10 protein-coding genes and 3 pseudogenes are annotated in these 14,260 nt (G+C 63.9%); 7 read left to right on the top strand and 6 right to left on the bottom strand.

Features of this window, described 5'->3' with window-relative positions; all coding sequences use genetic code 11:
• Positions 1-34: 34 nt before the first annotated feature.
• From C3Y15_RS19710 to C3Y15_RS19680, 7 genes and pseudogenes are all read left to right on the top strand, one after another.
• A pseudogene (locus tag C3Y15_RS19710) lies at positions 35-2,260 on the top strand (DUF3141 domain-containing protein); the annotation flags it as partial.
• A gap of 50 nt (positions 2,261-2,310) precedes the next feature.
• Positions 2,311-2,505 (top strand): hypothetical protein, encoded by a 195-nt coding sequence (locus tag C3Y15_RS19705; protein ID WP_012464895.1) that lies wholly within the window; start codon positions 2,311-2,313, stop codon positions 2,503-2,505.
• Positions 2,506-2,513: 8 nt separating this feature from the next.
• Positions 2,514-3,455: a phosphate acetyltransferase gene (locus C3Y15_RS19700; protein ID WP_011880255.1), complete on the top strand. Its 942-nt coding sequence runs from the start codon at positions 2,514-2,516 to the stop codon at positions 3,453-3,455.
• 11 nt (positions 3,456-3,466) lie between these two features.
• Positions 3,467-4,645 carry an acetate/propionate family kinase gene (locus tag C3Y15_RS19695; RefSeq protein WP_012218121.1) on the top strand — a complete coding sequence of 393 codons (1,179 nt, stop codon included), beginning with the start codon at positions 3,467-3,469 and terminating at the stop codon, positions 4,643-4,645.
• Positions 4,646-5,425 (top strand): enoyl-ACP reductase FabI, encoded by a 780-nt coding sequence (fabI, locus tag C3Y15_RS19690; RefSeq protein WP_011880257.1) that lies wholly within the window; start codon positions 4,646-4,648, stop codon positions 5,423-5,425. It abuts the gene before it with no gap.
• Between the two features lie 86 nt (positions 5,426-5,511).
• Positions 5,512-6,138 (top strand): annotated as a pseudogene (locus tag C3Y15_RS19685) (IS5-like element ISBvi6 family transposase); the annotation flags it as partial.
• Between the two features lie 40 nt (positions 6,139-6,178).
• On the top strand, positions 6,179-6,910 hold the full coding sequence (locus C3Y15_RS19680) for an IS6 family transposase (protein ID WP_124260160.1): 732 nt from the start codon (positions 6,179-6,181) through the stop codon (positions 6,908-6,910).
• A gap of 200 nt (positions 6,911-7,110) precedes the next feature.
• Here the strand turns inward: C3Y15_RS19680 and C3Y15_RS19675 are convergent, their stop codons facing one another.
• The 6 genes and pseudogenes from C3Y15_RS19675 to C3Y15_RS19650 form a co-directional block, all read right to left on the bottom strand.
• Positions 7,111-7,398, bottom strand: a complete 288-nt coding sequence (locus C3Y15_RS19675) for a helix-turn-helix domain-containing protein (RefSeq protein WP_012218045.1) — start codon at positions 7,396-7,398, stop codon at positions 7,111-7,113.
• Complete coding sequence (locus C3Y15_RS19670; RefSeq protein ID WP_012464916.1) at positions 7,391-7,705, bottom strand: hypothetical protein; 315 nt, start codon at positions 7,703-7,705, stop codon at positions 7,391-7,393. The genes C3Y15_RS19675 and C3Y15_RS19670 overlap by 8 nt, the downstream gene beginning before the upstream one ends.
• 740 nt (positions 7,706-8,445) lie before the next feature.
• Positions 8,446-10,377 carry an RNA-binding domain-containing protein gene (locus tag C3Y15_RS19665; RefSeq protein ID WP_221417826.1) on the bottom strand — a complete coding sequence of 644 codons (1,932 nt, stop codon included), beginning with the start codon at positions 10,375-10,377 and terminating at the stop codon, positions 8,446-8,448.
• A 535-nt stretch (positions 10,378-10,912) separates the two neighbouring features.
• Complete coding sequence (locus tag C3Y15_RS19660) at positions 10,913-11,152, bottom strand: H-NS histone family protein (protein WP_279588463.1); 240 nt, start codon at positions 11,150-11,152, stop codon at positions 10,913-10,915.
• Positions 11,153-11,210: 58 nt separating this feature from the next.
• Positions 11,211-11,969, bottom strand: a pseudogene (locus C3Y15_RS19655) (site-specific integrase); the annotation flags it as partial.
• A gap of 82 nt (positions 11,970-12,051) precedes the next feature.
• Positions 12,052-13,722 carry a site-specific integrase gene (locus C3Y15_RS19650; protein ID WP_124260161.1) on the bottom strand — a complete coding sequence of 557 codons (1,671 nt, stop codon included), beginning with the start codon at positions 13,720-13,722 and terminating at the stop codon, positions 12,052-12,054.
• Between the last annotated feature and the right edge of the window lie 538 nt (positions 13,723-14,260).

The following is a 14,260-nucleotide window of genomic DNA, read 5'->3' as shown; positions in this document are numbered from 1 at the left end:
GGTTCGCCGGCGACGGACGACAAAAGGGGTATTCATGGAAACGATCGACCAAGCAGCCGAAGCCGTTGAATCGACGTGCTTCCCGTTCCTGCGGGACAGCCTGTTCCCGTGGGGCGCGATGTCGTCCTACCTGGCCGACGCGTGGCAGCGCGGCATCCTGTACGCGGACGTGATGCGCGAGCGCGGCAACCGGTACAACGCGCATCTGGCGGAGAAAGTCCCCAACGTCCTGCATTTCCCCTGCGAACTGATCCTGTCCGGGCTCGACCTGCCGAAACCGGTGAACTACGGGCTCGTGCGCATCCTGCCCCATGCCGATGCACCGACCGACGAGACCAAGCGCCCGTTCGTGGTCGTCGATCCGCGTGCCGGGCATGGGCCCGGCATCGGCGGCTTCAAGCCCGACAGCGAAGTGGGCGCGGCGCTGCGCGCGGGCCATCCGTGCTATTTCGTCGGCTTTCTTCCCGACCCGGTGCCGGGGCAGACGGTCGAGGACGTGATGCGCGCCGAAGCGGCGTTCCTCGAAAAGGTCATCGAGCGGCACCCGGACAGCCAGGGCAAGCCGGCGGTCATCGGCAACTGCCAGGCCGGCTGGCAGATCCTGATGACGGCGGCCATGCGCCCGGAGCTGTTCGGCCCGATCATCGTCGCCGGTTCGCCCGTCTCGTACTGGGCCGGCTGGAAGGGCAGGAACCCGATGCGCTACGCCGGCGGCCTGCTCGGCGGCTCGTGGCTGACCGCGCTGACGAGCGACCTGGGCGCGGGGCGCTTCGACGGCGCCTGGCTCGTGCAGAACTTCGAAAACCTGAATCCGGCCAACACGCTCTGGACCAAGCAGTACAACCTCTATTCGAAAGTCGATACCGAGGCCGGGCGCTTCCTCGACTTCGAGGAATACTGGGGCGGGCACGTGTTTCTCAACGACGTGGAAATGCAGTACATCGTCGACAACCTGTTCGTCGGCAACCGCCTGGCCACCGCGGAGCTGATCACGTCGGACGGCATCCGCCTGGACCTGCGCAACATCCGCTCGCCGATCGTCGTGTTCTGCTCGTACGGCGACAACATCACGCCGCCGCCGCAGGCGCTCGGCTGGATCACCGATCTGTATCGCGACGACATGGACGTGCTGACGCATGACCAGACCATCGTGTACGCAACGCACGAGAGCATCGGCCATCTCGGCATATTCGTGTCGGGCGGCGTCGGGCGCAAGGAGCACCGGAAGTTCGCGGCGAACATCGACCTCATCGACCTGCTGCCGTCCGGAATCTACGAGGCCACGATCGGCGCGAACCCCGAGCAGAACGTTCAGCCCGCCCCGGTCGAGGGCGAATTTCTGCTCGACGTGAAGCCGCGCAAGCTGGACGACATTCGCGAGATCGTGCAGCCCGACCCGCAGAGCGACCGCCGCTTCGACACCGCCGCGCGCTGCTCGGACATCAATCTCGGGCTTTACCGGACCTTCGTGCAGCCGTGGGTCCGCGCGTGCGTGACGCCCGAATCGGCGCGCCGCCTCGAAACCCTGCATCCGCTGCGCGTGGGTTACGAATGGTGGTCGGACAGCAATCCGCTCGCCGCATGGGTGTCGGCCGTCGCCGGCGACGTTCGCGCGAACCGGACGCAGGTGCTCGCCGACAATCCGGCCTGGCAGGCCCAGGAGCGCGTGTCGGATGCGATCGAGGCGGTGCTGGACCAGTGGCGCGATCTGCGCGACGCCGCCTACGAGCAGACGTTCGAGGCCGTATACGGTTCGCCGTGGCTGCAGGCGCTCGTCGGGCAAAGGGCGGCCGACGACCGGCCGCCGCGTCCGTATCCGAGCGTTTCGCCTGAGCATCGTCAGTTCGTCGACCAAAAGCTCGCCGAGTTGCGCTCGGCCATCGACGAAGGCGGCCTGATCGAGGCGGCGCTGCGGGCGATCTTCTACGTGCTGCGGCATCGTCCGGAAATCGACGAGCGCCGCTTCAATCTCGCGCTGCGCCTTCACGAGTCGGGCGCAGTCAAGCGATCGTCGCGTCGCAAGGCGAACCTCATCGAGGCGTTCCGGATCATCGTGCGGCAGCAGACGAACCTGATGCGCCTCGATCTCGACGCGGCGATGGCCGCGATTCCGCAGTTGCTGGCGCGATCGGAGCCGAACGAAATCCGCCGGCTGGGCGATGCGCTGGAGCAGGTGTTCACGGCCGGCGATCCGCTCGGCGAAGAGGAGCAGGTGGACCTGCGGCACGCTCTGGCGATATTCGACGCTGCCGCGCGACGGTGAGCGCCGGGCGGCGCGGCGCTCGGCGCGCATGGAGACGCGAAGATGCTGTGCCGGCCGAGCCCGTCGCGCAACTCCAGCGCGCGACGCGCGCGCAACTGCAGACCGTCGATGCCTGCCTTGCGGCTGCGCGCGGCGAGATCCCGGCCGACCAACAGGAACGTCTTGCGCGCGTCGCCCGCGTGCTCGGCGTGGATGCGGGCGAGAAGCCCAACAAGCGCGGAAAGTCGACCGAAGCCGCCTGAGGATCCCCATGGAAAACAAACGAGAGAAATACGCGCGCCTGATCGCGTTCGCGAAGACGTTGCCGCCGACGCCGACGGCGATTGCCCATCCGTGCGATGAGAGTTCGCTCCGCGGCGCGGTCGAGGCCGCGCAACTTGGCTTGATCCAGCCGATCCTGGTCGGCCCGTCGGACCGGATCGTCGCGGTGGCGGGCGAGAGCGGGCTGGACATCGCGGATCTGCAGCTCGTCGATGCGCCGCACAGCCACGCGGCGGCCGATACGGCCGTGCGCCTCGTGCGCGAGGGACGCGCACAGGCCTTGATGAAAGGGTCGCTGCACACGGACGAACTGATGAGCGCGGTCGTCGCGCACGACACCGGATTGCGCACCGCGCGCCGCATCAGCCACTGCTTCGTGATGGACGTGCCCGGTCACGACGATCCGTTGATCATCACCGACGCGGCGGTCAACATCGCGCCGACGCTCGAGGACAAGGTCCACATCGTGCAGAATGCGATCGACCTTGCCCATGCGCTGCGATTTCCGGCCGCGCGCGTCGCGATTTTGTCCGCGATGGAAACGGTCAACCCGAAGGTCCCGTCGACGCTCGATGCCGCGGCGCTGTGCAAGATGGCGGACCGGCGCCAGATCGAAGGGGGCATTCTCGACGGCCCGCTCGCGCTCGACAACGCGATCAACGTCGATGCCGCCCGGCTCAAGCACATCGATTCGCCGGTCGCCGGGCACGCGAACGTGCTGGTCGTGCCGGATCTCGAGGCGGGCAACATGCTGGCGAAGAGCCTGTCGTTTCTGGCGGGCGCCGACGCGGCCGGCATCGTGCTCGGCGCGCGCGTGCCCGTGATCCTCACGAGCCGGGCCGATTCGGTGGTCGCGCGGCTTGCGTCATGCGCGGTGGCGGCCCTGGTCGCGCTCTGGCGGCGCGACCCGTTGCGCGCGGTCGTCAACTGAGCCGAGGGACCATGGACGTCATTCTGGTCGTCAACGCGGGTTCGTCGAGCCTCAAGTTTTCCGTCTTCGCGGTGAGCGGGAGCGCGCTCGATCCCGTCTGTCACGGCAATTTCGAGGAAATCGACACGCATCCGCAGGTCCATGTCACGGACGCGCAGGGCGCGCCGCTTGACGAGAAGCGCTGGCCTGAAGGCTTCCGGCTGGGCCACAGTGGCGCGATCGCCTTCCTGTTCGACTGGCTGCATGGCCACGCCGCCGGCTATACCGCGATCGGCGTCGGCCATCGGATCGTGCACGGCGGAAGCCACTATGCGAGCCCTGTGCGCATCGACGACGAGGTGATCGCCGACCTGGAGGCGCTGGTCCCGCTGGCCCCGCTGCACCAGCCGCACAACCTGGCCGCGCTCCGGATCATCGCCGCGCGGCGCGCGGATCTTCCGCAGGTCGCCTGCTTCGACACCGCGTTCCACCACGGGCAGCCGGCGGTCGCGACGCAATTCGCGCTACCGCGCGAGATCACGGAGCAGGGCGTGCGGCGCTACGGCTTCCACGGTTTGTCGTACGAGTACATCGCATCGGTGCTGGCGCGCTACGACGAGCGGGCCGCGCGCGGCAAGACCGTGGTGATGCATCTGGGCAACGGCGCGAGCATGGCCGCACTTGCGAACGGAAGGAGCATGGCGAGCACGATGGGCTTTACCGCGGTCGACGGATTGCCGATGGGCACGCGCTCGGGAACCGTCGACCCCGGCGTGCTGGTGTGGCTGATGGATCATCAGCACATGGACGCCCGCGCGATCGAGACGCTGCTGTACAAGCGTTCCGGCCTGCTGGGCGTATCCGGCATCTCGAGCGACATGCGGACGCTGCTCGCCAGCGACGATCCTGCCGCGGCCAATGCGGTCGAGCTGTTCTGCTACCGGGTGTCGCGTGAGCTCGGATCGCTCGCGGCCGCGCTGGGCGGACTGGACAGCATCGTCTTCACGGCCGGGGTCGGCGAGCATTCCGCCGCGGTGCGCGAACGGATCTGTCGCGCGGCGGCCTGGCTTGGCGTATCGCTCGACCCGGCGGCGAACGCGCGCCACGGGCCGCGTATCAGCACGGCCGGGAGCGTGGTGTCGGCGTGGGTCATTCCGACCGACGAGGAGCGGATGATCGCGTCGCACACTCTCGATCTGCTGGAGATCTGAATGGAAGACACGCCGAACCTGCCCCTCGCGGGCCGAAAGGTGCTGATCCTCGGCATCGCAAACGAGCATTCGATCGCCTACGGATGCGCGCGCGCGTTTCGCGAGCTGGGCGCCGAGCTGGCGATCACCTACGCGAGCGAAAAATCGAAAACCTATGTGGAGCCGCTCGCGCGCGAACTCGGGGCCACGCTGTTGATGCCGCTCGACGTGTCGAAGCCGGGTGAAATGGAATCGCTGTTCGACGCGATCCGCGACACGTGGGGCCGGCTCGACGTGGCGCTCCACTCGATCGCATTCGCGCCGAAGGCGGACCTGCAGGGCGGCCTGATCAACAGTTCCGCGGAAGGGTTCGCGACGGCGATGGACGTGTCGTGCCACTCGTTCATCCGGCTGGCGCGGCTGGCGGCACCGCTGATGGACCAGGGCGGGACGCTGTTTGCGATGAGCTACCTGGGTGCGTCCAGGGTCGTGCCGAATTACGACCTGATGGGGCCGGTCAAGGCGGCGCTCGAGGCGGCGTGCCGGTATCTCGCCTACGAACTCGGCCCGCGCGGCATTCGCGTTCATCCGGTTTCGCCGGGGCCGCTCAAGACGCGAGCGGCATCGGGCCTCAAGGATTTCGATCTGTTGCTCAACGAAGCACGCCAGCGCGCGCCGCTCGGCGAACTGGTCGACATCATGGATGTGGGCTTTGCGTGCGCGTATCTGGCGACGCCGTATGCGCGGCGCATCACCGGCAACACGATATTCATCGACGGTGGCGTCAGCATTGTCGGCTGACGTTCGTCCGTATTCCCGCTCGATGCGTTTGTGTGTCGGGCGGCTTTGTTGCGCAAATGGTCGCGGCCCGATGGTAGGCTTGCCGCATGACTCTCAAGAAGAAGACGCCGGTGCGCTACCGCACGACGAACTGGTCGCAGTACAACGCTGCGCTGAAGGCGCGGGGCTCCCTGGGGATCTGGCTTGACCCGGGCATGCAGTGGCTGGCGGCGGCCAGCGGCAAACGGGGGCGTCAGCAGCGGTATTCGGATGCCGCGATTCAATTCTGTCTCAGCGTCAAATATCTGTTCAACCTGGCTTTGCGCCAGGCGTTGGGTCTGGTGGAGAGCCTGCTCAAGCTGGCGGGGCTAGACTGGCCGGTGCCGGACTTCAGTACGGTATGCCGTCGTCAGCGCAACCTGCAAGCGCAACTGAGCTATCAGCCGCGGCATGGCGGACTGGATCTGCTGGTCGACAGTACGGGCGTGAAGTTCCTGGGCGAAGGCGAATGGAAGACCCAGAAACACGGCGCCGACTACCGCCGCCAGTGGCGTAAGGTGCATCTGGCCGTCGATGCGAATACCCTGGAGATTCGCGGTATCGAGGTCACCAGCAATGCGGTGGGCGATGCCCCGATGCTGCCCGAGTTGCTCAAACAAATTCCGGCCGACGAACCGATAGCGAGTGTCAGCGGTGACGGCGCCTACGATACCAAACTCTGCCATGCCGCAATAGGGCAATGTCAACTTGAAGGGGGGGCGGTTGAATGGCGAGATGAAAAAGAGTACCTCGCCGTATCACGGTTTCCGTTTTCCATCCGCAGTCATCAGCTGCGCGGTGCGCTGGTATTACCGCTTCAACCTTAGCCTGCGTGACATCGAGGAATTGCTGCTCGAACGCGGCGTCGTGGTCAGCTACGAGTCGGTGCGCAACTGGTGCGACCGGTTTGGTGCGATGTTCGCCTGCCGGGCCAAAGCAGCTCGGCCGCGATCGGGCGCGACCTGGCATCTCGATGAGGTGTTCGTGAAACTGCGCGGGGAGCCATACGTGCTGTGGCGCGCAGTAGACGAACATGGGACCGAACTGGATGTGCTGTTGCAGAAGAAGCGCGACAAGGCCGCCGCAAAGCGCTTCTTCAGAAAGATGCTGCGCTCGTACCCGGTACCGCGCAGGATTGTTACCGACCAGTTGCGTAGCTATCCGGCGGCAAAGGCCGAGGTGCCACAGTTGGCCAATGTGAAACACGTGTTCGTGAAGGCGGCGGCCCGGGTAAACAACCGGGCGGAAAACAGCCACCAGCCAACGCGCCGACGTGAGCGCCAGATGCAGGGTTTCCGTGATCCACGACGCACGCAGCGCTTTCTGTCGAGCTTCGGACCGATCCGGCAGCACTTCGCCTTACCCCGTCATCGCATAGACGCTGCTACACACCGTGCCCAGCTGAAGCAACGTCTGGACAGCTGGTATGGCTGGAGCGCAACCGATCTGGGCACCGACACCCCATAATCAGAAGGAATCCTACACACTGTCGATTCGTACGGCCATCTGCCTTCAATTTGACAAGGCCTCGGCGACATATCGTCCGGCGTCCACTTTGGCTCGTGGAACCATGCTGCCGGGATCAACGTACGCAGCACCACCGTCATCGGCCGGCGCACGCGAGAGCCCTGTTCAAATAGGAACTCCTGTATCGTCCGCTGCGGAGATCAGCCGGCGGCCTGGAGATCCTTCAGGGCTTCGGGGTGCTGCACGGCGACGCGCAGCAACGTCTGCGCCGCGCCGGTCGGGTTGCGGCGGCCCTGTTCCCACTGTTGGTAGGTACGCACCGAGACGCCGAGCAGGCCGGCGAACTCCGATTGCGACATGCCAACCTTTGCGCGCGCGATGGAGGCCTCGGTCGGCTGTACGCGTGTCACGCGGCCAGCGACGCCGGCCTTCATCTGGCGGGCCGATTCCAGCAGGTCCGCTTGAAACTGTTCCAGTTCCTTATCCACGATCGATTTCCTCACGAAGTTGATTGAGAAAGCTCGTCGGCAGGTTGTCGAACTTCGCTTTCGTGTACGCGATCAGTAGCCAGATTTCGCCGTCATCGAGCAGGTTGTAGTAGATGACGCGCGAACCGCCGCGTTTCCCCATCCCGGCGCGCGACCAGCGCACTTTGCGCAGCCCCGACGTGCCGGGAATCACATCGCCGGCTAGAGGATTGTCCGCGAGCCAGTTGATGAATGCCTCTCGCTCGTCGTTGCGCCAGATTTCATCTGCGTACCGCTGAAAGATCGGGGTTTCGATGATGGTGTACATGGCGCAACTATACGCCATTGGCGCATAGTTGGCAAGTCAATCGCTGCGTCGAGGTGCTGAATCGGTCGTGGAAAGGGGTTTGCGATTCCGTCTCGGTCGAAGAATTCGGACCAGTGTATGGCAAGGGAGCGCTACGGAGGCGCCTGCTGGTCGGTGCCGCGCGGCGCCTGAGAGACCCGGCCTCCGTCGGATTTTTCTTTCGTTTCTTTCAATGCCGCTAAGACGTATTAGCGGTATGGCATTTAATGCCCCCAAACCCCTGTAGTACGAGCTAAGCTGCACCGGAAGAGGGCGGTCGACCCTATCGGGGCGCGGCGCCGGTGCCGGCGGCATCGCGATCTTGAACACCTATACGGAGCACATTAACTGGAATAGGGTGTGCCCCGATGAAACTCGAAACGGCGACTCTCTGGCTGCACTGCGCGGCCGCCGGCCTCGAACTGCTGTACTGGAGTGTAAAGCTGGGCCTGCTGTTCGGGTCGATGCTCCACTGACAACCCCGCCCGCCCCCTTGCGGGGCGGGCTTTGACCAGGGGGCGAGGGTGCCCCATCGATCGACACGACAATATCCAGACCGCCACGCTTTGGCGGTTTCGCCAGATTGACGGTCACGAGTTGGATGATCGCCAAGTTGACGCGGCGGAGCCGCTCCCTGAGCCGGCGGGGAGCACAATGACGGATACGCAACCCCTGCCGCGCCCCGCGAGTGCCTACGTCCCACTGAACTCGGCGGATCCGGGTCAAATCCTGCGGTAACGTTGAGCCGGATGGCGCGGCCGATCGGGGAATTCGGGCACGATCAGCCCTTCCACGACCAGTGGGCGAATATATTGGATGCGAATAAAGTCGGGAGAGCGGTCAAGCAGTGCTGCTAAATCCCGGAGGCTAAGTGCCTCAATCGCACAGAGTTCCAGAATGAGCTCACGAAGCGCCTCTGGTTTCATTTTGCCAGGCAGGCCCCCGGGATAGCGGCTGAGCACAACGAGACGCGCGCCGTCGAGCGATGCGGTCGGCAGGGATATCAAACCTTCGGAGCTTGGTTCGAAACCTTCGGAGCTCGCCCCTAAACCACCGGAGTCAAGGTTCGGAGGTTGTGGCGCTACGCGTTCGGGCGCGAAAACCTCGGCCAACGGTCGCGTTGATAATCCGCCCGCCGGAGCAGCGAAAACCTCCGCCTCCGCATCAGCGAGCAGCTCGTCCAACTGGCGCGTATCAAAGTAGACCGTGCCGCGTCCATGACCCGTTGCGCTGAGCAACCCCTCTCGGGAAAGCTTGCTGAGCGTTTTGGTAATGTCTGCGGGATGCTCATCGGTTATTTCACGAATGCGTTTGTGGTCGACGTAGCCCTCGACCGACGCGGTGACCACGATGAGTTTTTCCAGAGCGCTCAGTTCGGCGAATTTCGCGCCGTGGGTCGCCTCCAGTTGTGCAACCATCTCGACCGGCAGTAGGCTGGCCATGCGCAACTCGAACAGCGTTTGCTCCGGTTCTCGCTTCTCATGCACGACCGGCATGCGCCAAGACTGCTCTTTCCAGACCCCAAAGATACGCGGCACACCAGAACCGGCCTGATCGCCCGCACCGACAAGCTGAAACATCTTCTGAATGAGCCGGTTGCGGCAGTCACTGTCTCCGCCCCGAATCGCTTGCTCGATTGGAACGCGCATCAGGCCGGGATTTCGGAAACCGTACATATCGGGGCGCTTGACCACCAGAATCGAGACCCGCCCAGAGAAATCTGCATGGACAAGCGCGTTGACCAGCGCTTCCTGCAGAGCTTCGTGAATCGGCGTCACGCCCTGGCGCACCACGTCCCCCTCCAGTCGAAAAGGCATCTTCAAGTCGGACGTGAGTTTGGCGAGCACCTTTCGGTAGAAGTCGAACAGATTGCCAGACCAGGTGCTGTCCGTTGTGAGACGGTCGATCCAGCGTGCCTCGGTTCGAGCCTCGGGGCGCTCTTGGTAATCGACAATGTAGTTCGGGACAGCGTCAAGAATCGAGTTGAGTTTTCCGAACATCAACAAGCCAGCGGTCGTCAGACCCTCCGCACCCGATTCCCGATCCTTCTTCCACGCCTGAATCGCGCGCAGAAAGTCGGGGAGCGACTGGGCAATGAACGGGTGAGTTGGCACGCGGCTCGCGAATATTTGCCGGTAGGCTTGCACGGTTTCAAGATCAAGGTCCTCGATACCGTAGTGCGCAAGAATTGTGGCGTCACGGGGGGCATCGCTCTGTTCCGCCAGCATTTGCCGGACCTTGGCCTCATCCACCAAGAAATCGCCCTCGTGCCGGCGCTCGTACGTGCCTCGCAGGGGATTCTCGCCGACATAGATCGGTCGCTGTTTCCGCGAGGCGCGGGGGACCCGGACGCGCAAGAGCGTGCAGTGATCGATATGAATTGTCTGCACGTCGTCGTCTCGAAGTAGGTTCGCGCTAACCTTCTGACGATTGTTGGCGAGATTGAATATATCCTGGCGCATAGCAGCCGCGTTGGCGAGGTTGTGGGGTCGAATCCCAGTTGGCTTCAGTTCCTCGACGCCGAGCAGGATTTCACCGCCCTCGGTATTGGCCATGGCACTGTATGTGGGCCAGAACTCCTTGGGGACTTCTCCTTTACCGTCACGGCCACCCGCCCGTTTGAACTCCACATCTACGCTCTCGCCCAGGGCCAAGAGATCTTCCGTTGTGTATTTGGTCACAGTGATGATGACGAGATTCTGTTCCTGCCGATTCTACCGAAATCGGGCTAGCGCCCGCCGGCAATGGTGTGCTGTACGGTGCCTAGGCGGACAATTCAGCGCAAGGACTGGGCATAAGAATATTACTTCGACCCTATTATTTTGATAATGTTAATTATGTAAAATTATGGATACCTAACCGACTTGAATCCCGCATGCGCCATTGAAATATCGATGCCGCGACACCGCATCGACCGATCGGGTATCCACCTGCGTCGACCGGCCAACGCGACCGTACTAGATTCCCGTGTCAGAGGACGGTCATGTGTCGCGCTTCAAATTGCAGCTTGCTACCATCCGCAAACACGCAAATGTCCACGCACAATTGCGGAGCCTCTATCGACACAGCGAGGTCGCACGCGGTGTCATACGCTCTGCAGACATCGGCGTCCATGCTGATGCACTCGGCGGTCGTGTATTGCGGTCGGTCCATCTTTTCGTATCAAAGGTCGAAGAACGGCTTCCCTACTCAAATCGCAGGCAGGTCTGGCTGGATTAGAAACGCCGCAGGATCGTTGCCGAGCCACGCTGGTTGTCGCCCTCTTCCAGACCACGTCTTCCCTGTTGCAGGATCGCGGTACTTCGGAACGGTCGACATACGCTTCGAGTTGCGCTTCTGCACTCTCTCTTGCAGATCCAGAACGCTGAGATCGAACTCGAGGGGCGGCCGGGGTTCGTGAAATTTTCGCCAAAAATACCCTAACCAAATGATTTAAAATGGGGAATTATGATTTTTATCAATTTGGCGCTATAGGTCTGTTGGTGGACTACCCCTTGTGGACTCCGAACGCCTGATCAAACTGGCGATCCCTCTGCACTTCGTCGCTGTGCAGATAGGTCGATGTCGTCGAGATTGACGCATGGCGCAGATTGTCGCGCACCATGATCAACTCGGCGCCCCGCGCCAGCGCGTGCGACGCGTGCGTGTGACGCATCCAGTGGGGACTCGCGCGGCGCAACTTTTCAGCCGTCGCGGGCCGTTCGTCCTGAATCGCGTCGGCCACCAGCACGAAGAACCGGCGAAACACGCGCCAGAGCCGCCGCGGCTCGATGCCAGAGCCATCCTCCTCAAGACTGGCGACGAGCGGCGTTACCGGATTCCAGCGTGCCGGCGTGACCGGCAGTCTACGCTGCACGAGATACTGATCCAAGGCGGCTCTTGCAAGCGCCGGTAGCGTCACCTTGCCGAGCTTGCAGCCCTTGTCAAGCAAGTGCAACCAGTGATCGCCATGCTTGTCGCGACGGATGTCGCCGAGCGTCGCACCGACCAACTCGCTCGCACGCAGGCCCGTCGCATAGCCAAAGTCGAGCAGGAACCGTAGGCGCTGGGCAGCCGGCACGCTCCAGCCGTATGACCACTCGAGGTCGTCGGCGCGCGTGCGGATCAGCAGCCACTCGCCTTCGCAGAAGCCGCGGGACACGTCCAGTCCCGCTCGTTGCGCGTGGCCCTTGATCTTGACGCCGGCGAACGGATTTGCGAGCACGTAGCGCTGCTCGACCAGCCAGCGAAACAGGGGGCGAACAAGATAAGCGCGATTTCCTATCATAAGCCTCCGGGTTATGAAAACCCTCACGCTTATCCATAAACTGATATAAACCAATCGCTGGTCATTTTCGTGCGGCAAACGCCTGATCGAACTGCCGGGCCCGCTGGACCTCGTCGCTGTGCAGGTAGGTCGATGTCGTCGAAATCGACGCATGGCGTAGGTTGTCGCGCACCATGATCAGTTCTGCACCCCGTGCCAGTGCATGCGATGCATGCGTGTGCCGCATCCAATGCGGGCTTGCGCGGCGCAACTTCTCCGCCGTCGCGGGCCGCTCGTCTTGGATCGCATCGGCGACCACCACGAAAAACCGCCTCAGCACGCGCCACAGCCGCGTGCTTTCGATGCGCGCGCCGTCCTCGTCGAGGCTTGCGACGAGCGGTGTCGCCGGGTTCCAGCGCTCGGGCGTGACGGGCAGGCCTCGCTGTACGAGGTACTGGTCGAGCGCCGTCCGCGCCAGTGCCGGCAACGCCACCTTCCCGCGCTTGCCGCCCTTGCCGAGCACGTGCAGCCAGTGATCGCCGTGTTCGTCCCGGCGGATGTCGGCGAGCGTCGCGCCGACCAGCTCGCTCGCGCGCAGGCCGGTTGCGTACCCGAAGTCCAGCAGGAAACGCAGGCGCTGAGCGGCCGGCGCGCTCCAGCCATAGGACCATTCAAGGCCATCGGCCAGCGTGCGAATCAACAACCACTCGCCCTCTGAGAAGCCGCGCGACACGTCCAGGCCGGCACGCGGCGCCTGGCTCTTGACCTTGACGCCGGCAAAGGGATTCGCGAGCACGTAGCGCTGCTCAATCAGCCAGCGAAACAGCGCCGACAGAACGTTCAGCGCGTAGGCCGCGGATCGCGCCGACAGCGGGCCGGTGAACGGCCGCCACTCGACACTGTGCCGTGGCCGCGACGGTCCGACCCAACGCTCACGCGGTGTGGGCCGGCACAGGAACGAACGGTACGCGATCGCGTCGTCGGTCGTGAGCGACGACAGCGCCGCGCCACGTTCGACGATCGCCCACAGGATCAGGCGCTCCGCTTCCTTGCGGTAGGCGCGCTGCGTGGCGGCCGACTCGTGCAGCGACAACCACGACTGCACGGCTTCGTAGTCGTTCGAGGCTTTCAACAGGCAGACGTGCTGGGGCGCCCGAAACTGACCGCACGACCCGTCGACTTCGTGCGGCACGCGCAACTGCTCCCACGGCACGACATCGCCGGCGGGCGCCGCGACAATCAAGGCTCGTGCCCGTTCGGTCAGCGACGGATGCGCGGCAAAGAACGCCTCCACGTGGCGTGCGCCGGCGACGCCGAGTCCAGTGATTGCGGTCCACCAGCGGCGCCGCCGCGGAATCCGCACGGTCAGGTCGGCCAGCGTCCGGATGCCGTGCGCCTGCAGCGCGGCAACCACGCGCGCGGGCAACCAGTGATCGAGTGCGTCGGCGATGTTCGGCGCTGGGGCCGGTAGACTGCGCAGCGTTTCGATCGCGCGCGCGACGGTGTCGGCCGACGCGGAGGACCGCTCGCCGAATAGTTCGGCCAGGTCGACTCGATGTCGGCTCGTCGCGAACACGCTCAGGGTGCGCCGGATGCGGCCGAGCACACCGCGCGCGGACGCCCCTGGCGCCTTGCGGTCGCCCAGATAACGCGCGACGGCCGCCCGGGCGTCGAGCCCGGCATACCAGGCACGCAACGCGGCCAGTTCGGCATCGTCCGGAAAAGTGATGGGTTCGGTCTGACGCGTTTTCATACTTGCCAGTTTAGATCGAAAACAGCTATGGGCGGATAATAATCCTTATCGGATCAGCGGTGACTTAGAACTCACCCATCACGTTCGTCCGCGCTCGGTGCGCCACTGCAGGAATGGGAATCGGGCAGGCTTTTAGCTCACAACAAAGCGCTGCAGTCCCAGTCCAGCCTCCAGATAGCGAGACGAGACTCAGACACTACGGCAGATCTGCAGCTCGCGGCGCACGAAATATGCTAAGTAGCCGATTCTGATCAAGCAGCGCAGCGGATCGGAACTGCCCTATCCCGTATGGACCACCGCCAGCGCGAGGTGGTAATTCCGCCAGAGCGATCGAACTTTGGCCATCGACAGTGGAAAATGAAGTTCTTTCGTTCGGGGCGACCGTGACGTCGCTTGCTCTCTCATTTATCCAGCCGATCTGTTCATAACCGACCTGCGTCTTCGGAGTTCGTGCTCGTGACCTGCATTCCAAGTAACCTCGGTCAACCCAGCTCGGCATCGGTCCGCGCGCGACTTGTACGTGGCGGCTTGGTGGCTG

Origin of the sequence: Burkholderia sp. B10, assembly GCF_004368385.1 — a bacterium.
In the GTDB taxonomy this organism is placed as follows: domain Bacteria; phylum Pseudomonadota; class Gammaproteobacteria; order Burkholderiales; family Burkholderiaceae; genus Burkholderia; species Burkholderia vietnamiensis.
This window is presented reverse-complemented; position numbering and strand designations above follow the sequence as displayed.

Coding starts and splice junctions, on each gene's coding strand:
- C3Y15_RS19680 (WP_124260160.1), top strand. CDS start 6,179: ATGAAAAAGAGTACCTCGCCGTATCACGGTTTCCGTTTTCCATCCGCA.
- C3Y15_RS19650 (WP_124260161.1), bottom strand. CDS start 13,722: ATGAAAACGCGTCAGACCGAACCCATCACTTTTCCGGACGATGCCGAA.
- C3Y15_RS19695 (WP_012218121.1), top strand. CDS start 3,467: ATGGACGTCATTCTGGTCGTCAACGCGGGTTCGTCGAGCCTCAAGTTT.
- C3Y15_RS19670 (WP_012464916.1), bottom strand. CDS start 7,705: ATGTACACCATCATCGAAACCCCGATCTTTCAGCGGTACGCAGATGAA.
- C3Y15_RS19700 (WP_011880255.1), top strand. CDS start 2,514: ATGGAAAACAAACGAGAGAAATACGCGCGCCTGATCGCGTTCGCGAAG.
- fabI (WP_011880257.1), top strand. CDS start 4,646: ATGGAAGACACGCCGAACCTGCCCCTCGCGGGCCGAAAGGTGCTGATC.